The organism is Stenotrophomonas sp. STEN038 (assembly GCF_056759895.1).
Genome location: NZ_JBRRDW010000040.1, coordinates 26337 through 45553, shown reverse-complemented (window position 1 = coordinate 45553; position 19217 = coordinate 26337). Strand labels below are relative to the sequence as shown.

Sequence of the window (19217 nt, the reverse complement as noted above, 5' to 3'; positions counted from 1 at the left end):
CCCCCCCCGCGCCCCCCGCCCGCCGCCCCCCCCCCCCCCCCCCCGCCCCCCCGCCGGGGCCCGCCGCCGGGCGCCCGCCCCCCCCCGCCCCCCCCCCCCCCCCCCCCCCCCCCCCCCCCCCCACTACCGGTGGAGCACCAGCCGAGCATGGCTGGGCTCTACGGGTGTCGATTGGCTGGATGTTCCAGATGACAACTCAGCGCGGCGTTCGCACCATACGTTCCAGCAAATGCTCGACGATGCCGGCCGGATTGGCGGTTCGACCTACATGGGTAACCGAGGTCTGCACCACCGAGCTGCGCTTGGCGGTAAGGAAGTGGAATCGGGCGCGTGGCGGCAGCTGGGCGATCGGTCCAGCACCCGGCTCGCCGCGACAGATCGCAACAATGGCGTCCAGCCAGGGCTGCACGCCGGCGAGGTCCAGCTGCGGCGCAAACGCCTGCAGACGCGCGACATCAATTTCGATGGCTGCCTGCAGGTGACCAGCGCTGGGGCAGGAGACGATCACGCCCACGTTGATGAATTCCTCGCGCTCCACCCGCGGTACAACGCGGATGATGGCGTAATCATAGGTATGCAGCGTGGGCACGGATGGCCTCCTGTACGAAGGCTTCGCGCAATTGCAGGCGGCGCTTCAAATAGTTTGCATAGGCCGAGCGGTAAGCGCTTGCATCGGCAAAACTGGGCTCGGTCTGCAGCCAGCTGTCCGGAATCTGCGCGACGATGCCGTCGATGACCGCGTCGGTCAGCAAGGGGGCCAGCGCCGCGTCGGCGCCGGCAATGCGGCTGGCGAAGGGCAGCAAAACGTGGTCCTTGATCAACACGAAAGGCTTGCCGCAGGCTTCGCCGGCGTTCTCCCAATCGTGGTGGAAGTACAGCGCCGCGCCATGATCAATCAGATAGAGCTTGCGGTGCCAGACCATCAGGTTGGGATTGCGCGCAGTGCGGTCCACGTTGCTGGTGTAGGCATCAAACCAGACGATGCGCGAGGCCAGGTCGGCATCGGGTTGCATTGCGGCAGGGTCGTAATTGATCGCGCCGGGCAGGTAGTCACTGCCCAGATTGGTGCCCTCGCTGGCGCGGATCAGGTCCTGGATCTCCGGGTCGGGTTCGGTGCGGGCGAACTCGCGGTCCAGTTCGACCAGGACGATGTCCGGCATCGGCAGGCCCAGCGCCTGTGCAAGCCGACCAACCACCAGTTCGGCGATCAGGGCCTTGGGGCCTTGGCCGGCGCCACGGAACTTGATGACGTACATGCCATCGTCATCGGCTTCGATCACCGCTGGCAATGAGCCGCCCTCGCGCAGCGGGGTGATGTAGCGGGTGGCATGAACAGTTTTCACGGGATTACGCGGTCAAAAAGAAAAGCAAGCCTAGCGCAAAGCCGGTGTGTCCGGTGGTTCGTCGCATGCGCCAGGCGCTGGATGCATGCCGTGGATGACATGGCGTAGCTGCGCGATCCGTGGCGTCGAGTCGTGAGTCAAAGTGAAAAGTGCTGGGTCGGCTGGATACTGTCAGTGCCGACCTGCGATGGACTGGCGATCACCCGGTTGCGCCCTTCGCGCTTGGCCTGATACACGGCCAGGTCAGCGCGCTCCAAGGCGCTTTCAAGATCGTCCGCTGCTGCCACCATGGTGACGCCGAAACTGGCGGTGATGGTCTGCTTTGCCGGTGAACAGTGCATCTCGCTGACACCGACACGGATGCGCTCGGCGACCCGGGTCGCGGTGGCCAGATCAGTGCAGCGCAATAGCAGCACGAATTCCTCACCACCGAAGCGTGCGACCAGATCGCCTGGGCGGGTCATCTGCTGCAGCAGTACACCGACCTGTCGCAGCACGTTGTCGCCGGCGGCATGGCCCCAGGTGTCATTGACCTGTTTGAAGTGGTCGACGTCGCAGGCAAGTAACGCCCAGTGACTGGCGGGGCCGTGTTGCAGGCGCTGGTTTGCGATCTCGAAAAAGGCGCGGCGGTTGAGCAGCAGGGTGAGCGGATCGTGGTTGCGCTCATGGCGCAGTTCTCCCATCAACTGCTGGGCCAGCCCTCCCAGCAGCAGAAACAGCAGCCATAGGTTGAGCAGCAGGTTGAAGGCCAGCATCCACAGCCACAGGCCAGAACGCGGCAAGCCGCTGCTGGTGAACCAGCCGGCCAGCAACCAGGCCAACAGCGGGCGCAGGATCGCGTACGCCACCAGCAGCAGATACGTCCTGCGCAGCAGGCGCTCGAAGAGCGTGTCGGGTTGCTCGCGGCTGAACAGTACCGGCAGTGCCAGGGCGAGCAGCAGCCCCATGCCGAGGTTGAGGAAGACGATGCGTGCGCCCAGCAGGTCACTGAGCCTGGAGAAGCAGAACAACGCGAGCAGGGTGATCAGGCTGATGGTCAGCGCGGCCGGTACCGGCACTCTGCCGCCGGATCTGAGTGCGAAGCCCTGCGCCGTGGCCCAGCTGCCCGCACAGTACAAGGCACCGGTCAGTACCGACCAGGTTGCCAGCCGGGCGTTGTCCATCAGGATCTGCGCGGCCAATGGAAAGGCGGTGCAGATGTAGCCACCCGCCAACCACAGCAGGTAACGGTGTTCGCGCAATGAACGCCAACCGGCCAACAACGCCAGTCCCAGCAGCAGGGAGGTGGCGGGGACCACGAGCGGGAAGTACTGTTCAGCGGTGGCGCTCAAGGGTCAAGCCACGTTCGACGATTTGGACAGGCGAAGGTGCGAAGTATATGGGCAGGCAGGCGACATGCGATGGTTGGCACGGTACGCGCGTGGTTTTCCCTCGGCGGTGTGCCGGAGCGATGACGAAGGGGCTGATGGGCCTGCTGGCGGCATTGGCATTGGCATCCTGCAGTACGGTGCCATCGCCTCCACCGGGACCAGCACCGACTGTGGTGCAGGATCAGATCGTCCGGCGTATTCCATCGACCGTTGCTGATCGCGTTGGCTGGGCAGGCGATATCCGGGTGGCTTTCGACGCACAGCGCATCGACGCTTCGGTCGAGAACATCTGCGCAACACTGGCGGTGATTGAGCAGGAATCTGGCTATCGTGCCAATCCTGAGGTGCCAAATCTGCCGCGCATTGCCCGCAGCGAAATAGATCGCCGTGCTGCTGCCGTGCATGTACCGAAGTTGTTGGTGGACGCAGGTCTAAAGGTGAAGGGCAGTGATGGCAGGAGCTATGGTGAGCAGTTGGCACGGGTGCGCAGCGAACGGGACCTGAGCGAGTTGTACGAGGAAATCATTGGCCGCGTGCCAATGGGGCAACGTCTGTTTGCCGGCAAGAATCCGGTGCAGACCGGTGGCGCGATGCAGGTCAGCATTCCATTTGCCCAGGCCAATGCGCAGAACTACCCGTACCCAGTGGCGCGTAGCATCCGCGATGAGGTTTTCACCCGGCGCGGCGGTGTGTACTTTGGCATCGCACACTTGCTCGACTACCAGACGCCATACACGCAGAAAGTACATCGATTTGCCGACTACAACGCGGGCCGCTACGCCAGTCGCAATGCGGCGTTCCAGAGCGCGGTGAGCGCGCTGACAGGTGTTTCGTTGGCGCTGGATGGTGATCTGCTGGTGCCGGATGCGCCCATCGACAAGCCTGGTCAGACCGAATTGGCGGTGCGCAGCTTGGCCTCGCGATTGGGCATGGATGACCGTGAGATACGGCATGCCCTTGCGGGGTCGGATCGCCTGGAATTCAGCAGCAGCGCGCTGCATTCGCAGGTGTTTGCGCTGGCCGATGCACGCGCCGGGAAGACCTTGCCGCGTGCATTGATCCCCGGCATCCGCCTGGACAGCCCAAAGATCACCCGCGAACTGACCACCGAATGGTTTGCCAACCGCGTGGACAGTCGTTACCGCCAGTGCCTGCAAAGGTAGTGCCGAGCCATGCTCGGCAGGCGCGTTGCCGATAAGCAGATTGTAGGAGCGGCGTCAGCCGCGAAGCCGGCACCAATGAAGTGCAGGGAAAGCAGTGATCTGGCGGATCATCAGCTTCGCGGCTTACGCCGCTCCAACAAAATCCTGATCCGCGCGTCAGCTCGATGACCGCTACGGCCAGAGGCGCAGCGTAGTGCCGAGCCATGCTCGGCAGGGGCGTTACCGATAGACAGGTTGTAGGAGCGGCGTAAGCCGCGAAGCCGACGCCAATGAAATTGCAGGAGTAACCGTGATCAGATGGACTACCAGCATCGCGGCTGACGCCGCTCCTACAACCGCGCAAAATCGTTTGGCTTGCTTCAGGCCTTGACTGGGCGCCGTGCCAGCGCGCGGGCGCCGGTGATGATCATGCGGATCATCTGCGACATCTCTTCGATCAATTCCGGGTCACGCTCTTCCGGCAGGTCGATCGCGCTGCCGCCCATGGCAAACACCAGGCGGGTAATGGCTTTGGCCGCCAGCGCTGGTTCGTGCAGGGTGGCGCCGTCCAGTGCGGCCAGCCGAACGAGGTCGGCCTTCAGTTCTTCCTCGAAATAACCCAGCTCGCGGTCCACGGCGTGTTTGAAGGCGTCCGAGCCGGCAGTGCCTTCACGCAACAGCACGTGCATCAGGCGGTCGTCGGCGCGCAACTGTTCCATGAAGGTTTCAACCGACAGGCGGATCACCCCACGATTGCTGTCGGCCGCGCGCAACCGCGCCTGTCCGATGATGGTACGCAGTGAACGACCCGCCAGATCGATCAGGGCAACCGTCAGTTCATCCATGTCGCGGAACTGGCGATAGAACGAATTCGGTGCAATCCCGGCCTCGCGCGCGACTTCGCGCAGGCTCAGGGTGGACACGCTACGGTGCGGGCCGATAAGAGCTAAGGCGGCGGCCAGCAGGTCGTCACGCGAGATGGAAGCCTTGCGCGCCGGGTGCAGGTCGTCTTGTGCGGGCAGGGGCTGTTCGCGTGCTGTCATGAGGCTCGGGCCGGTCAGGTGCGTGAATCATAGCCTGTACTCGCAATATACAACTGTATACACAGTCGTATGCTCGGCCGTATAGTGCGCGGCATGAGTGCTGTCTACCGCAATGCCTCGCCGCCGCCGATTCCTTGGCTGAGTGAAGGTTTCTTTGATTTCTGGTCTTCCCGGGTGCATCCGCTGTGGACGCTGCGGCGCCCGTTGGCCCGGCTGGTGGCGCGCCACAAGGCCAGCGCCGACGCCGTCACCCTGGAATTGCAGCCCAATCGCCACTTCCGAGGCCTGCGAGCCGGGCAGCACGTCAATCTGGGCGCGGAACTGGACGGCCGCCTGACTACGCGCAGCTACAGTCCTGTCCTGCTTGAAAATGGTCGTCTGGCGATCACAGTCAAGCGTATTGCCGGTGGCAAGCTTAGTCAGTACCTGTCTGAACAGGCGGTCGTCGGCGAGGTGTTTGCGCTGGGCCAGGCCTTTGGCGAGATGCTGCTGCCGGCAATCCCGGCGCCGAAGCTGGTGATGCTGGCTGCAGGCAGCGGCATCACGCCAATGCGGGCCTTGCTGTGGCAGCTGGATGCACAGGGCATGCCGGGCTCGGTTGACCTGATCTACTGGGCGCGTCAGCGCGAACAGCTGTGCTTCGTTGACGAGTTCAATGCCATTGCCGCCCGCCACCCGTCGTTCCGGCTGCATCTGGCGGTGACCGGCGAGGGCGCAGGGCGCGTAGGCAGTCATGAGCTCGACAACCTTGGTGATCTGAGCGCAGCGCATGTGCTGGTGTGCGGTCCCGGCGGCTTTGTCGATGCGGCACGTGCCCGCCTTCAGGCACAGGTGGCACAGTTCGACAGCGAGGCGTTCAGCGCGCCGCAGCTGGCCGAAGTGGAGCAGGGCAGTGTGCAGATCCAACTGCTCAAGACCGGTCGCACGCTCACCGTGCCGCGCGGACTTGCCTTGCTGCCTGCGCTGGAAGCGGCCGGCATCAAGCCAGCCAGCGGCTGCCGAATGGGCATCTGCAACACCTGTGTCTGCGGCAAGACCTCGGGCATCACCCGCCACACCGTGACGGGTGATTACACCAGCGAACCGTCCGTGCCGCTCAAACTGTGCGTCAGCAGCGCCAGTACCGATCTGACCCTGGAGCTGTAAGTCATGTCCTCCGTGCATAACCGCGTGCTTTCTCCCGCCGAGCTGCAGACCTTCGGTGATGAACTCGACGCCGTAAAAGCCCGCCATCAGGCCTTGTTGGGTGCCAGTGATGCGCGCTACATCCGTCGAATCGTGGCAGCCGTGCGTTGGACCGGCGTAGCCGGGCGTGCGCTGTTGTTCCTTGGCGCATTCGTGCACAGCGTGCTGGTGCCGGCATGGATTGCCGGTGTGCTGCTGCTCGCACTGTCCAAGATCCTGGAAAACATGGAGCTGGCGCACAACGTCATCCATGGCCAGTACGACTGGATGGGCGACCCGCAGCTGCAGGGCAAGACCTACGAGTGGGATATCGCCGGCACCTCGGAAAACTGGCGCAAGACACATAACTTCCGCCACCACACCTATACCAATGTACGCGGGCTCGACGATGACATCGGCTACGGCCTGCTGCGGATCTTCCCGGAGCAGCGCTGGCATCCGTTCTTCCTCGCCCAGCCGTTCGTGGCGGTGGTGTTCGCGCTGCTGTTCGAATGGGGCATCGCCATACAGGATCTGCGCATCGGCCGCGTGCTGGTCGGCAAGATGACCCTCAAGCAGCTGTGGAACCAGGCGCGCCCAGTCGGCCGCAAGGCGCTGCTGCAGGTCCTGAAGGACTATGTGCTGTTCCCCGCATTGGCCGGCCCGTTCTTCCTGCCGGTGCTGCTGGGCAACTTGGCGGCCAACATCATCCGCAACGTCTGGACCTATGTGGTGATCTTCTGCGGCCATTTCACCGCCGATGCCGAGACCTTCCCCAAGGAATGCATCCGCAACGAAGGCCGTGGCCATTGGTACCTGCGCCAGCTGCGCGGCTCGTCCAACCTGACCGGTGGCAAGTGGATGGACGTGATGACCGGCAATCTCAGCCATCAGATCGAACACCATTTCTATCCGGATATCCCTGCCAACCGCTATGCGGCGATGGCGGTGGAAGTGAAGGACATCTGCGCGCGCTACGGCCAGCACTACAACACCGGCTCGCTGCCGCGCCAGTTTGGCCAGGTGATGTGGCGGATCCTGCGCCATGCCTTCCCGAGCAAGCCGGCGCCGGAACGGCCGCTGGTTGCTGAGCCGCAGGCGGAAGCAAGCTGAGGCAGTTGAGTCTGCTGATGGCCTGAAGAGCGCGACGCTACCCGTAAGGGGCGTCGCGCTCTGTTTTTGGCGTTCGGCCGCGCGCCTCGGCCCGCAGCGCTGTTCCCGGTGGCGAATCCAGCGCATCGGCTCAGCGCTCGGTCTGTTCCGGTGCAGTCTCTTCCAGGCCGGGATTCACTCGCTTGCCGATGTCCTTCAGCCGAGCCAGCTGGTCGACCATGGTTGGACCGTCATCCAGACTGGTAACAAAGGTCCAGAGGTAGGTCATCACTGCATAGACATGCCCTGGCGTGACGTCCGTCGTGGTGGCCAGTTGCATCATGGTCAGTGCGAACAAGGCCGCAGCGGCGGTCCCAACCACGAGGAAGGCACCGGCTTCCCGGTCAGACAGCCAGATGCGCAAGCGGGAAAGCACCGTGTAGTGGCGAAGAAGGGTTCTGGCATTGACCCGCTCCACCATCCGGATCTCATGCTCCAGCCGGTCATTCAGACGCCCATGCAAGCGCTCATTACGGCGTGCGTAGCGGGGAAGTACCGTCATTCCAAGCAGCAACACCGACAGGGCGGCGATGCCGACCCACGGCTCGATCACCAATAACATGATCGCTGCACCGACCATCGATACCAACGCGGTGGTGATGATCGGCACGTGCTTCTCGAAGAAGTCGACGAATTCCCGGGCCAGCACGACCCGTGCTGCGACCGTGGAGGTTGCCTGCATCTGCTGCCGCTGTGCCAGCACTACGCCGACCGCCAGATCCGCGTAGATGCGGGTGAATACGCGGGTGTCCATCGCCCTGCGCGCCGCGCCTATCAGCCAGAACGACAACACCACCCCTGCGTACCAGATCGCCTTGTACACATCGCCTTTGATGATCGAGTCCACGGCGAAACCGGCGAACAGCGGGTAGGCGAGCAGTAGCGCATTTTCCGCGGCAACGAGCGAGAGCGTCAGGCTGATCTGCCCTGGATAAGCCTTCGCCAAGGCAACCAGAGTGCTTGCTGCGGTCTGTTGGCCGATCTGGGTGGCGGGTGCTGAGAGCGGCCCTGAAGATGGAAAGCGTTTCATGTCGAGATGTGGATTTGAGCGGTCGCTCAATTCTACTTGAGCGACCGCTCAAGTGCTTGAGTCGATATGCTGTCCATTCAGTTCTGCCCAACAGGTGTCGTTTGGCCAATCCTTCCCGTCGAGATCAGATCATTGAAGCGGCGTTGCATCTGTTTCGAACGAATGGCCTGGCCAATGTCTCGACACGCGACATATCCGCCCACGCGGGCATTTCGCGCAGCCACATCTACCACTACTTCGCCGACTGGAACGAGCTCCGCCGCGAAGCATTCGCCCGCTTCGCGAACGAGCAGCTTGAGCAGGTGAAGGTAGCGGTCCAACCCCTGGCGCCGGACGAAGCACTCGCGTTCTTTCTGAGCGACTGTTTGCCGACGACCGACGATGACTCCTGGATGTTGTGGCTCGATGCCTGGGATGAGGCCATGCATGACGCCAAGCTGTCGGCGACCTATCTGGCCGTGAACCAGCAGTGGCAGGACCTTTTGGCCGGAATAGTGCAGCGCGGCGTGGATGCTGGTGCTTTCCGGTGCGCGTCGCCAACGCGTGTGGCCCGGCAGCTGTTCGCCCTGGCAATGGGCTATGCCAACGACCTGATGCTGCTGCGCTCGGACGATGAGCGCTCAGCGATGGAAAGTGAGCTGGCCGAGGTTGCGCGGTTGTTGCTCGGCACCGCAACGCCACGTGGTTGATCGAGGCCCTCGGTTCAGTCCCTCATGGGCTTGGCCAATGATTGGCTGAGCTTTGCAGCAGGCTGCGTACGCAGCCCAAACAGTGGCCGTAGCGGCGCGCAGCGGCGGATCAGTTCGTAGGCGCCAAGACACAGAGCGAAGGTTACCGCGATCAGGATGGCTGCCTCGATGCCAGGATTCAGTTGCAGTGGCTTGAGCTTGTGTGCAAGCACGACAATCACAGTCTGGTGCAGGATGTAGAGTGGGAACACCGCCATAGTGAGATAGCGCAGGATCGGACTGTCGGCCTCGCGCCAACGGTAGGCAAAGCCCAGCAAGGCGGCTATCGCGCACCATTGGTCCAGCGCCCAGGCAACCCGGAGTGCAAGGCGAAGCTCCTGCGGCGGCGGTTGCGCGTCGTTGTAGCCGGCGAAGTACCAGACGTGGATCATCGCGGCGTAGCAGGCACCGGCTGCCGCCAGTGAGAACCAGCGCAGGCGCTGCAGCGATTCCCAGAAGCGGGTGTTGAAGGCGGCGAGAAAACCGATCAGAAAGATGCAGGCGTACTGGGCATGGTTGTACCAGTCGTCAGTCAGTGCGTGGGTCTGCTCGAAGCGGCTTACCAGCAGCAGGCGTGCTGCTGCCAGGATGACTACCGGGACAATCAGCGCGCCCCAGCCGTTCAGGACGACACCGGTCGATTGGCGCAGGCGCTGCAATACGGAGCTGGGCAACAGCCGCCACAACAGCCAGGCCAGAAGGGTGTAGCTCCACAGATAGGGCAGGAACCAGAGGTGGTTCCAGGTCGGGACGCGCAGGCAGCCGTCGCTGTCACAGAAACCCTGGTAACCGCTGAGGTACTTGCCGTAGAACGCCCAGTAGGACTCGCTGTATCCGCCGGGTAGCTGCTCGACCACCTGGTAGTAGGCCTGTGGTGGCACGATCACCGCCATCCCGAACAGCAACGGCAGCAGCAACTGCCAGGAGCGGCGGCGCAGCAGGCCGACAGGCTGGCGCTCGAACATGAAGGCGGTAGCCACGCCCGAGATCAGGAACAGCAGCGACATCCGCCACGGCGAGGTCAGCAGCATGAACGGCTCCGGCGCAATGCTCGCGGCCGGGCTTTTGACGTGCCAGTCCCAGCTCACGTAGTACATGCCAACGTGGTAGATGACCAACAGGCCAAAGGCGATTACCCGCAGCCAATCCAGATCGTGGCGCCTGTGCATTGCGTGTCCAGCGGATGGAGAAGGGTGTCATTGCAACCCGGGACGGGCCCCCGCGGTGCCGGAAGGGTCGATCTGCGGGCGCTTGGGGACGAGTGGCGGGCATCGGGGGACGGGCAGCGAGGGCTGCGGCGGCCACGCCGTCTAGAATGCGCAGATGAATCAAGCTGCGTCATCGATCACGTTGAATCGCTCCAGCCCCTGGCGGCAAAGCATGGAGCTGCTGTTCTGGTTGCTGCTGGTGTTGATCAACTGCAGCGGCAATGCGATCACCACCTGGATGGATGCCAACCGCTCCGGTGCGCCTTCCATGGAATGGTGGGAACCCTGGGTCTGGGAGTTCTCCAGTGGACTGGTCTGGCTGCTGTTGCTGGTACCAGCAATCGTCTGGTTCAGCAGGCGCTGGCCACTGCATCTGGACAACTGGCGACGACGCCTGCCCTGGTACCTGCTGGCCAGTGTGCCGATCTCGCTGCTGCATGTGCTGGCCATGTTCGGGATCAGGATGCTCGCCTATGCAATGGTGGGGGAGCGCTATCAGGTCGGCTCCTGGCTGGACGAGCTGTTATACGAATACCTCAAGGACGTGCGCACCTACGCCGCCATCCTGTTCTGCATCGATGGCTACCGCTTTCTGCTTCGCCGTCTGCAAGGCGAGGCACAGTTGCTGGCCGAGCCTGATGAAGGGCCGCCGGTGGAGCCCATCGATCATCCGGAGCGGCTGCTGGTACGCAAGCTGGGCCGCGACTTCCTGATCGCAACGGCCGATATCGAATGGGCGCAGGCCGCGGGCAACTACGTCAACCTGCACCTTCGTGGACACGACTACCCGCTGCGGATCACCATGGCTGCGCTGGAACAGAAGCTGGATGCTGGATGCTTCGTCCGTGTCCATCGCAGTTGGTTGATCAATCTGGGCCATCTAGTGTCGATCGAACCGCTGGAAGGTGGCGAGGCCCTGCTGCATATGGCTGACGGCAAGCAAGTTGCCTGCAGTCGGCGTTATCTGCCGGCGCTCAAATCAAGGTTTAGCAACCACCGGGAGGAACCTGCCTCGGCTTGAGCAGGTCTGGGGCGGGGCTCTTGGCGCGCTGGCGAAAAGCGGCACAATGCGTTCATCCGGTCGACACGAAACCATCACGATGCACAAGTCGGTTCTTGCAGCAGTATTGGCGACAACGGTTTCGCTCGCTGCGCTTGTCGTCCAGGCGCAGGAGACACAGTCCTTGTTGAACGAGATGCAGGTGATGGCGGAGGCAGATAAGGCGCTGAACGCAAAGTTCGGCCGCGCTGACTCGATGGTCAATGGACCGCGTTTTGACCCAGCCAACAACGTGTGGATGCTGTTGATCGAACGTGGTGAATCCAGAGGGCTCCACCGTTACCAGATATCCGTCAACGAGACCTCGTGTGAGGTCTGCGTGCGCGAACTACCAGCCACCGATTGTGTCACCAAGGGCAACGCGGAAGCTGCATTGCAGGCAGCACGTGACAAACGGCAGGGACTGGCCGAGGCTGCGCTGTATCCGCCGCCCGATCTGCAAGGTGTGATGAAAGCGGTCTTGCGTCACGAACTAACGTCCGGCGGCTATCTCGCAAGCAATCGCATGCCGGTGTACGTGAGCATCGGATCGCCCAAGGGCGACAGTGCGATCGACCTGTCGCCGGAATCAATCCGCGATCTTGGGGACATCGGAGTCCAGCTCATGCCGGGCTCGGCATGGGAGGTGCCACCTGAGGGCACGCGTGTGGGGAAAACAATGAGCATGGGCTTGGGTATCCCCACACGACGTGCGGATGGGGACTACGACCTCCAGTTCGGGTTCCATTGTGGCTCCGTATGTGGATCCCAATATGAGGCAGTGCTGCGGCATGACGCATCAGGGTGGCGGGTGCTTTCCTCGGAAATGGGTTTGATCTTCTGATAGATGCTGGGTGCTCCAGGCTTGAATCTCTGCGGAGGCCGGGGTGAACCAAAAAAATGCCAAGGGCCGCCTGCAGACCAAGGTGGGCATTGGACAGCCCGCGAGCATCAACATTTTCTGACACTTCGCCTGGATCGCAAGCTTCGACTACGTGATCATTTGCCAACTGAAACCAGTGTCCATAAGATCCAGCCGTCCCACGCGGATTGGCGATCATGCGGCTCGTTTCAGTGTTTCTTGTATTGTTCGGTGCTACAGCAGCCCTCTTTCTGGGCTGGCATGTGCTCGGCTACCCGTATTCGCTGGACGAAGCCAGATTTCTGCACAAAGCATCCAGCCAGATCGCTGCCGGAGCCAAAGAGCTGGATCTGGCTGAGTTGATGCCTGGGAATTGGGAGCTTGTCTGTGAGAGCCATGGCTACGATGGCCCCAAGTACCTGGAGCGTTACAACAAGGTTTTCGAGCCGGCTTCTCGACGTCAGGATGAGGCCTGGGGGCTGATATTCATTTCAGCCGATGGCTCTTATCGATCCGCGGCTGGCTCGTGTAGTGTGCGGGGCTTACGGTTTGGCTCCAGAGGCTGTCTGGAAAGAACCAAGGCGATATTCGTTCGCGAGCTGGAGAATGGCGGTTGCAAGAGCTTCATGGGAGGGGCACCCGTCGGAAAGCTCTGACGATTCACTAAAGTTGAAGCCGAAACTGGAGACGTGGGCACACAGGCACGAGAACGACCGGCCCATCGGCAGGACCACATGCGAACCGAAGCGGACCCTCGCATACCTGCTGTGCGGTACTGGCCACGGCTCGCGATCGCATCACCGGTAGCGGCAATGCATCGTTTGTTGGCCAGACCCTGCAGTCCTAAAGTTGAATACTGTCCAGAAGGCGCGTAGTTGTCGGTTTTGCTACAGGGTGAGGCAGTTAGATGAGATATCAAGGTGCTCGCGCAAAAGTCGACTTGGCATCCTTGGATGCGCAGGCCATTCACAAGGTAGTTCGATCGCTGTTTCGCCGCCGGAACGATTACAGCCAAGCAACTCTCGACGAGTTGCCCTCTGAACTCAGTAGATTTGGGATCTTGACGGTCAAAGACCTGCGACTTCTGGTGAAGAGGCACAGGCGGACACTGTTGAAGGATGAAAAAGTCAGAATGAGTCGTGCTGAGACTCTGTGGCTGATGCATGAAGCCGATTCTGCAGGTCTCGACGCTTTCGCCGGGAAATCTTGGTACGCCGTTTCCGGTCTCGTTCGGCAAGCCATGGAGCTGGAATTTGGCGAGGAGGCCGCTGTCTATGTGCTGGAGCGGTAGTTCTGGCGACGCTGCAATGGGGAATCCATCCGAGGCTGGACCACCATGGCCTGATGTCCCGTAGAAGGCGCGAACCTCGAATGGCGCAGTGAGTGTTGGCCGCTGGCCGAAGAGCGTTGTCCGGCGCATGCTGGATGTCTGCAGTCTTGGCAGGTTTGTGCGATTCAATGAGAGTTGCGAATCTTTTTTCCCGGAAGGCGCTCTCTTACATGTAAGGGCGGGAGTGAATCGTCGAAGAGTCTCTGGATAGCCAAAGGTCCGCTCCTTGTCACTTGCCGCCTTTCGCCCGGTTGATCAGCGTCGGTTTGTTGATCGCTTTGGGCTGTTTCAGCCGATCAGATTCAGTAGTGGGGCTTCTGCATGGCGGCACTCAGGATGCGGCCAGGGCTCGTCTTCCAGGCTGCCGAGACGCGGCACAATGCCCCAAGCAAGGGGGTTTGAGTTGACCTATCTGGTGACGGAGGCGGCGATCAAGAGCGGATTGATTGATTCTTCAACCCCGTTGCGGGTGTTGGCACGTTTGATCTCCCAAGCCTTGGACGGAGTGCTGCGATGAGCCTGGTTATCTGGCGGCGTTGTTGGATGTTTGGCGTGTTATTGAGTGCGGTGACAACACCCTCTGCGGCACAGCAGGGCAGGGAGATCGTCCGGCCGCCGGTTCTCATTGCGGTTTCCAAGGCTGAGCAGCCAATCGAGCTGCGACGGGTGACTATCGACGGCGAGGTACAGGCTGGCGTCGCCCAGACCCGGATCGAGCTGGTATTCCACAACCCCAATCGGCGGGTGATGGAGGGCGAGCTGCAGTTCCCTTTGGCCGAAGGTCAGCAGATCAGTGGCTTCGCCCTGGACATTGACGGGCAGCTCCGCGACGCGGTGGCGGTGCCGAAGGAGCGCGGCCGTCAGGTGTTCGAAGCGATCACGCGACAGGGTCAGGATCCTGCACTGCTGGAACAGACCGCCGGCAACCAATTTCGTCTCCGGGTGTACCCCTTGCCTGCTGGTGGTAGCCGGCGGGTGCAGTTGACCATCCGCGAAGCGATGCCGTTGTCCAGCGCGGGTTGGCAGTGGCGCTTGCCCCTGCAGTTCGCAGCCGCGGCAGGTGAGGTCGGCCTTCGCATGCGTGCGAGCGGTGCGGACACGCTTGGCCAGGCGGCAATGGGATGGGCGCTTCGATGGCGTTGCGCTGATCGCGCTGGATGAGTTGACCAGCCTGATTGCACGCGGTGGCACGGCGCTGGATGCCACACAGGTTGATCCACGCTTGCGCAAGGCAATGCCGCTGGATCTGCGCGTGGTGTTGGCCTGGGATGCGGACAACAGTGATATGGATCTTTGGGTGACCGACCCCAATGGCGAACGTGCGTACTACGGCAATCGTTTGACCTATCAGGGCGGACAGATGTCGCAGGATTTCACTGGTGGCTACGGGCCTGAGCAGTTCTCGTTGCGCGATGCCAAGCCCGGTATCTACAAGGTGGAGGCCAATTACTTTGGCAGTCGTCAGCAGTTGGTGACTGGTGCGGCTACCTTGATGCTGCGCTTGAGTACCCATTGGGGTACGCCAAAGCAGAAGGATCAGGCAGTGACCATGCGTTTGCAGGACGCCACCGATACCGTGCTGGTAGGTGAGTTCGAAGTGCGTTGAGCCGGTTGCTGTAGCAATCTGCTATTTGTATATGGGGACGGTGTAAGCCGCGAAGCAAACAAGGCACCAGCACGAGAATCTGGCAGCACCAGCTTCGCGGCCCACGCCGCTCCCACAAAAAGAAAACCCCGATGTCAGAGAGCTGGCATCGGGGTTTTGCTAACGCTTGCTCGCTTGCTCGCTTACTTGCGACGTGCCAGCAGGCGGTAGCTGCCGGTGGCGTTCGGATCGAAGCTATGCGCGAACACGATGTAGCGGCCGGCTTCCAGGTCGATCTCCAGGTTCGGATCGAGGCTGGAGTCGCTGTCATCCTGCTGGGCGACTTCTTCGCCATTGCGCATCACGGTGATCATGCCATCCAGGCTCGAGGAGCCGGCGGTCATGCTGATCACGTACTTGCCCTTGCGCGGGATCTCAAGCGTGTACATGTCACGGTTGCCAGCACGCAGCTGGCCCTGTACTTCGCGACCGATCTTCAGCTCGGGGCGAATGGGGCCATCGGGCGCGGCTGCAGTGGCGGTAGCCAACTGGAACACGCCGCCACGGCTGTTCACCGAACGCACCGAGACGTTGTACTCGCCGGCATCCAGCACCTGGCTGATGCGCGAATTGACACCACCGCCGCCATCGTCATCGCTCAGCGTGATGTCGCCGCCCTGGATGGTCAGCATGGTGTCCAGCTCCTTGCCACTGGCATCGAGCTGCACACGACGCCGTTCCGGCAGGTTCAGCACGAAGCTGCGGGTGTCGTCGGCACCGATGAAGCCGCTGACGGTGCCTTCGAGCGGCAGGTTGGTGCCGTCGTTGAAGACCAGACCTTCGGGGAAGTCCGACTGCTCGACGCCCAGGTAGAACGCACCTGAGGCTTCGCCCAGGCCTCCGGCGGTCAGCGTGTAGCGGCCCGGCTGCAATGGAGCGACCAGGCGCGCATTGAGGTTGTTGCCGCCATCGTCATCTTCCAGATTCAGGCCGTTGCCGCTCAGCTCCAGACGCGAATCGAACTCGCTGGACTCCAGGTTGATGGTGTACAGGCCGGGCTTGTCGACCTGCAGGACGAAGGTCTTGTCGCCGTTGCTCAGCCAATCGGTGACCCGGCGGCCGGCGGTCAGCGGCTTGCCGTCATAGGCGACGATGGGTTCGGCCGACAGCTGGAACGGGCCGAACGCACGTGCGTCGGCGCCGCTGACGGCGACCAGGTATTGGCCGGCCTTGTCGGCGCGCATGCTCAGCGTGGTGCTGCCTTCGCTGCCGGCGTCGGTGCGCGAGACCAGGACATCACGATTGAACACGGCCAGGGCGCCCTTGAGCGCACCTTCCAGCTTCAGCGAAACCGCTTGGCCGGCGCCCATCTGCAACGAAAACAGCTGGCTGCGGGTGCCGTCGCTGTAGTTGACCGGGCTTGAAGAAGTGATTTCGCCGTTGACATCGCCATCGATGGCGAGGGGGCGGGCCGGGCCGGCGGCATACGCGGGGGCGTGCACGGCGGCGGCAATGGCAAGGGACAGCAGTCCGGCTGCAAGTCGCTTCACTTGAACTCCTTTAGGTGGGAAGCAGGGGTAGGTAAAGAACGGCCACGCTGCCTGCGGGGGCAGGCGGCGTGGCCGTGGGCCCAACACGCCGGCTGGCGAGTTGGGCGGTGTGGCTTACTGGATGACGGCGGCGGCTGCGTCGGCAGCGGCGCTGGCGGCCTCTTCGGCTGCATCCTTGCGGTTGTTGTTGACAGGGGCGGCGACATCGCCGCCACCGAGGTCAGTGGTTTCCAGCTCGAACACGCCCTGCTGGCTGCCCAGGCTGGTCACCGCAACGATGTAGCGGCCTGCACGCAGATTCAGGGTCAGCTGCGCGTTGGTGCCATTGCCGCCGTCGTCGTTCTCTTCGTCGACGCCCGGACCGGTGATGTGCAGCACCGAATCGAAGCCATCGGCGATGGCGTCGAACTGGATGTGCTTGGGTGCATCCAGGTTGAGCACGAAGGTACGGCGGCCGCGCGAATCCATCATCGATTGTGCGGTCTGGCCTACGGTCAGCGCAGTGCCGTCACGGGTAACCAGGCCATTCTCGGTTGGGGTCAGCTTGACGTTTAGCTTGAACGAGCCGGTGTTGCCATTCACCGAGGACGCGGCGACGGTGTACTCGCCCGGCTCCAGGTAGGTGCGGATGCGGGCGTTGAGGTTGCCGCCGTTGTCATCGTCTTCCAGTTCGACGTTGCGGCCGTTCAGGCGCAGGTAGGAGTCGAATGCGCTGGACTCCACGGTGATGGCGTACAGCCCGGCCTTGTCGACCTTCAGCTTGTACTCCTGCTTGTCACCCATCAGCCAGTCGGTGATCTCGCTTTCGGCGCCCAGCGGCTTGCCGTCATACGGCACGACCTTGGCGCTCTTGAGCTTGAACGGGCCAAACGCGTCGGCGCTGGCGCTGTTGACTGCGACCAGGTAGGTGCCGTCCTTGGGGGCGCGGAAGGCCAGGTTGACCGAGCTGGAGGAGTCGCCTTCGCTCATGCCCGAAGAGGAGGCATTGGCAATCATGTTCTGGCCGTCGAACACCGCCAGCTGGCCGCTGAGCGAGCCACCCAGTTCCAGGGAGACGGCTTCGCCGTTCTTCATGGTGATCTTGTAGCCCTGGTGACGGCTGCCGTCGTTGTAGTTCAGGGTGCTGGACGAGGTGATTTCACCAGAGACCGTTTCCCCGACGGTCAGGTTCGAGGCCTTGTCGCCGCCGGTGGGGGCGAGGCCACCCAGCTTCTGGCAGGCAGCAAGTGCCAAGGTCAAGGTGATGGCTGCAAACAGGCGAGCGTGTCTGGTGTTCAAGCTTAGGTCCTTCATGGTCAGAAATGTCTCCTTTTCCCGTCTTCGCGGGTCAGGCGGCGATTCTAACGTTAAGTTGTGTCTATTCAGCGAGAACGTCTTCACGCCCCAAAGGCCCAATTCAGGAGGCAGCTGGATGCTAGAATTGACAGCTTGTCTGCCTCACTAGACCGACCATGATCGAACTCAATCCCATCCGCCAGCGAATCACCGATCTCACCGATCGCGTGCTATCGCTCAGGGGGTATCTTTGACTACGACGTCAAGAAAGAACGTCTCGAAGAAGTAACCCGCGAACTCGAAAACCCGGACATCTGGAACAACCCAGAGTACGCCCAGACCTTGGGCCGCGAGCGCTCGGTGCTGGACAAGACCGTCACCGGCATTGCCGATGTACTGGACGGCCTGTCTGAAGCCACCGAACTGCTTGAGCTTGCCGAAAGCGAGCAGGACGAGGACACGGCGCTGGCCGTGGTGGCCGACCTGGAAAAATTCCAGGCGCACATCGAGAAGCTCGAATTCCAGCGCATGTTCTCCGGCGAGATGGACAGCTGCAACGCCTTCGTCGACATCCAGGCCGGTGCTGGCGGTACCGAAGCCCAGGACTGGGCCGAAATGATGCTGCGCATGTACCTGCGTTGGTGCGAATCGCGCGGCTGGAAGACCGAGCTGATGGAAGTGTCCGGTGGCGACGTCGCGGGCATCAAGTCGGCTACCTTCCGCGTCGAAGGCGAGTTCGCCTACGGCTGGCTGAAGACCGAGATCGGCGTGCACCGCCTGGTGCGCAAGTCGCCGTTCGACTCGGACAACCGTCGCCACACCAGCTTCACCTCGGTATTCGTGTCGCCGGAAGTCGATGACAACATCGAGATCGACATCAACCCGGCCGACCTGCGCACCGACGTGTACCGTTCCTCCGGTGCTGGTGGTCAGCACGTCAACAAGACCGAGTCGGCGGTGCGTATCACCCACATCCCGACCAATACCGTGGTTGCCTGCCAGACCGGCCGCAGCCAGCACCAGAACCGCGACACCGCGATGAAGATGCTGGCCGCGAAGCTCTATGAACTGGAAGTGCAGAAGCGGAACACCGAGCGTGATGCGCTGGAAGCCACCAAGTCGGACATCGGCTGGGGCAGCCAGATCCGTAACTACGTGCTCGACCAGAGCCGTATCAAGGACCTGCGCACCGGCGTTGAGCGTACCGATACGCAGAAGGTGCTGGACGGCGACCTGGATGAGTTCATCGAGGCCAGCCTCAAGTCGGGCCTGGAAGCAGGCGCCAAACGCAGCGACGCGTAATCCGGAATGGCCCTGCGCGGGCCATTCCCTTGTTGTACGGTGCGGTTTCACCAGGCGGTGGCCGCACCTTGTCATCTCCCCCCAAAATCAAATG

Annotated in this window: 18 protein-coding genes and 1 pseudogene; 11 read left to right on the top strand and 8 right to left on the bottom strand. The window is 62.3% G+C overall.

The genetic code is table 11. The features are described 5' to 3' along the window. Window positions 1–196 precede the first annotated feature (196 nt). The 3 genes from ACVOLS_RS15725 to ACVOLS_RS15715 all read right to left on the bottom strand — a co-directional run bounded on the left by ACVOLS_RS15725 (window position 197) and on the right by ACVOLS_RS15715 (window position 2674). Window positions 197–589, bottom strand: coding sequence for a DUF3037 domain-containing protein (locus tag ACVOLS_RS15725; RefSeq protein WP_481546387.1), 393 nt, complete (start codon window positions 587–589; stop codon window positions 197–199). Then, on the bottom strand, window positions 567–1343 hold the full coding sequence (locus ACVOLS_RS15720; protein WP_481546386.1) for a HipA family kinase: 777 nt from the start codon (window positions 1341–1343) through the stop codon (window positions 567–569). Before ACVOLS_RS15720 ends, ACVOLS_RS15725 begins: the two co-directional genes overlap by 23 nt. A 137-nt stretch (window positions 1344–1480) precedes the next feature. Further along, window positions 1481–2674 (bottom strand): GGDEF domain-containing protein, encoded by a 1194-nt coding sequence (locus ACVOLS_RS15715; RefSeq protein WP_481546385.1) that lies wholly within the window; start codon window positions 2672–2674, stop codon window positions 1481–1483. A gap of 119 nt (window positions 2675–2793) precedes the next feature. On the opposite strand from ACVOLS_RS15715, the gene ACVOLS_RS15710 reads away from it, so the two are divergent. Continuing rightward, on the top strand, window positions 2794–3876 hold the full coding sequence (locus ACVOLS_RS15710; protein ID WP_481546384.1) for a DUF1615 domain-containing protein: 1083 nt from the start codon (window positions 2794–2796) through the stop codon (window positions 3874–3876). 359 nt (window positions 3877–4235) lie between these two features. Here the strand turns inward: ACVOLS_RS15710 and fabR are convergent, their stop codons facing one another. Continuing rightward, entirely contained in the window at window positions 4236–4898 is a 663-nt protein-coding gene (gene fabR / locus ACVOLS_RS15705; RefSeq protein WP_282266051.1) for an HTH-type transcriptional repressor FabR, read from the bottom strand. 93 nt (window positions 4899–4991) lie between these two features. Here fabR and ACVOLS_RS15700 point away from each other — a divergent pair, with 93 nt between their 5' ends. Further along, the gene (locus ACVOLS_RS15700) at window positions 4992–6044 is read left to right on the top strand and encodes a ferredoxin reductase (RefSeq protein WP_481546383.1); all 1053 of its coding nucleotides are present in this window, start codon (window positions 4992–4994) and stop codon (window positions 6042–6044) included. A gap of 3 nt (window positions 6045–6047) precedes the next feature. Then, a complete protein-coding gene (locus ACVOLS_RS15695; RefSeq protein WP_481546382.1) occupies window positions 6048–7175 on the top strand; it encodes a fatty acid desaturase family protein in 1128 nt (375 codons plus the stop codon). Between the two features lie 130 nt (window positions 7176–7305). On the opposite strand, the gene ACVOLS_RS15690 is transcribed toward ACVOLS_RS15695, so the two are convergent. Then, window positions 7306–8244: an ABC transporter six-transmembrane domain-containing protein gene (locus ACVOLS_RS15690; RefSeq protein ID WP_481546381.1), complete on the bottom strand. Its 939-nt coding sequence runs from the start codon at window positions 8242–8244 to the stop codon at window positions 7306–7308. A 101-nt stretch (window positions 8245–8345) separates the two neighbouring features. Here ACVOLS_RS15690 and ACVOLS_RS15685 point away from each other — a divergent pair, with 101 nt between their 5' ends. Continuing rightward, the gene (locus ACVOLS_RS15685; RefSeq protein ID WP_481546380.1) at window positions 8346–8933 is read left to right on the top strand and encodes a TetR/AcrR family transcriptional regulator; all 588 of its coding nucleotides are present in this window, start codon (window positions 8346–8348) and stop codon (window positions 8931–8933) included. Between the two features lie 14 nt (window positions 8934–8947). On the opposite strand, the gene ACVOLS_RS15680 is transcribed toward ACVOLS_RS15685, so the two are convergent. After that, window positions 8948–10141 carry an acyltransferase family protein gene (locus tag ACVOLS_RS15680; protein ID WP_481546379.1) on the bottom strand — a complete coding sequence of 398 codons (1194 nt, stop codon included), beginning with the start codon at window positions 10139–10141 and terminating at the stop codon, window positions 8948–8950. Between the two features lie 154 nt (window positions 10142–10295). Between ACVOLS_RS15680 and ACVOLS_RS15675 the strand changes: the two genes are divergently transcribed. From ACVOLS_RS15675 to ACVOLS_RS15650, 6 genes and pseudogenes are all read left to right on the top strand, one after another. Then, window positions 10296–11201 carry a LytTR family DNA-binding domain-containing protein gene (locus ACVOLS_RS15675; protein WP_481546378.1) on the top strand — a complete coding sequence of 302 codons (906 nt, stop codon included), beginning with the start codon at window positions 10296–10298 and terminating at the stop codon, window positions 11199–11201. Between the two features lie 79 nt (window positions 11202–11280). Beyond that, the gene (locus ACVOLS_RS15670; RefSeq protein ID WP_481546377.1) at window positions 11281–12063 is read left to right on the top strand and encodes a hypothetical protein; all 783 of its coding nucleotides are present in this window, start codon (window positions 11281–11283) and stop codon (window positions 12061–12063) included. Between the two features lie 215 nt (window positions 12064–12278). Further along, window positions 12279–12737 (top strand): hypothetical protein, encoded by a 459-nt coding sequence (locus ACVOLS_RS15665; RefSeq protein ID WP_481546376.1) that lies wholly within the window; start codon window positions 12279–12281, stop codon window positions 12735–12737. A 284-nt stretch (window positions 12738–13021) separates the two neighbouring features. Beyond that, entirely contained in the window at window positions 13022–13372 is a 351-nt protein-coding gene (locus ACVOLS_RS15660; RefSeq protein ID WP_481546375.1) for a hypothetical protein, read from the top strand. Window positions 13373–13924: 552 nt separating this feature from the next. Further along, the gene (locus ACVOLS_RS15655; protein ID WP_481546374.1) at window positions 13925–14572 is read left to right on the top strand and encodes a VIT domain-containing protein; all 648 of its coding nucleotides are present in this window, start codon (window positions 13925–13927) and stop codon (window positions 14570–14572) included. Beyond that, window positions 14523–15017: pseudogene (locus ACVOLS_RS15650) on the top strand (YfaP family protein); the annotation flags it as partial. The gene ACVOLS_RS15655 and the pseudogene ACVOLS_RS15650, both read left to right, overlap by 50 nt. Before the next feature lie 182 nt (window positions 15018–15199). Here ACVOLS_RS15650 and ACVOLS_RS15645 read toward each other — a convergent pair. Beyond that, entirely contained in the window at window positions 15200–16546 is a 1347-nt protein-coding gene (locus tag ACVOLS_RS15645; RefSeq protein WP_481546373.1) for an ABC transporter substrate-binding protein, read from the bottom strand. 114 nt (window positions 16547–16660) lie between these two features. After that, entirely contained in the window at window positions 16661–17824 is a 1164-nt protein-coding gene (locus tag ACVOLS_RS15640; RefSeq protein ID WP_481546372.1) for a pre-peptidase C-terminal domain-containing protein, read from the bottom strand. A 173-nt stretch (window positions 17825–17997) separates the two neighbouring features. Here ACVOLS_RS15640 and prfB point away from each other — a divergent pair. Further along, window positions 17998–19123 (top strand): peptide chain release factor 2 gene (gene prfB / locus ACVOLS_RS15635; RefSeq protein ID WP_481546371.1). Its coding sequence is split into 2 segments (ribosomal slippage): window positions 17998–18072 and window positions 18074–19123, totalling 1125 coding nucleotides; the frame shifts between segments, so codons are not numbered across the junction. Window positions 19124–19217: the final 94 nt, after the last annotated feature.

Coding starts and splice junctions, on each gene's coding strand:
- ACVOLS_RS15665 (WP_481546376.1), top strand. CDS start 12,279: ATGCGGCTCGTTTCAGTGTTTCTTGTATTGTTCGGTGCTACAGCAGCC.
- ACVOLS_RS15710 (WP_481546384.1), top strand. CDS start 2,794: ATGACGAAGGGGCTGATGGGCCTGCTGGCGGCATTGGCATTGGCATCC.
- ACVOLS_RS15690 (WP_481546381.1), bottom strand. CDS start 8,244: ATGAAACGCTTTCCATCTTCAGGGCCGCTCTCAGCACCCGCCACCCAG.
- ACVOLS_RS15675 (WP_481546378.1), top strand. CDS start 10,296: ATGAATCAAGCTGCGTCATCGATCACGTTGAATCGCTCCAGCCCCTGG.
- ACVOLS_RS15670 (WP_481546377.1), top strand. CDS start 11,281: ATGCACAAGTCGGTTCTTGCAGCAGTATTGGCGACAACGGTTTCGCTC.
- ACVOLS_RS15655 (WP_481546374.1), top strand. CDS start 13,925: ATGAGCCTGGTTATCTGGCGGCGTTGTTGGATGTTTGGCGTGTTATTG.
- fabR (WP_282266051.1), bottom strand. CDS start 4,898: ATGACAGCACGCGAACAGCCCCTGCCCGCACAAGACGACCTGCACCCG.
- ACVOLS_RS15680 (WP_481546379.1), bottom strand. CDS start 10,141: ATGCACAGGCGCCACGATCTGGATTGGCTGCGGGTAATCGCCTTTGGC.
- ACVOLS_RS15695 (WP_481546382.1), top strand. CDS start 6,048: ATGTCCTCCGTGCATAACCGCGTGCTTTCTCCCGCCGAGCTGCAGACC.
- ACVOLS_RS15700 (WP_481546383.1), top strand. CDS start 4,992: ATGAGTGCTGTCTACCGCAATGCCTCGCCGCCGCCGATTCCTTGGCTG.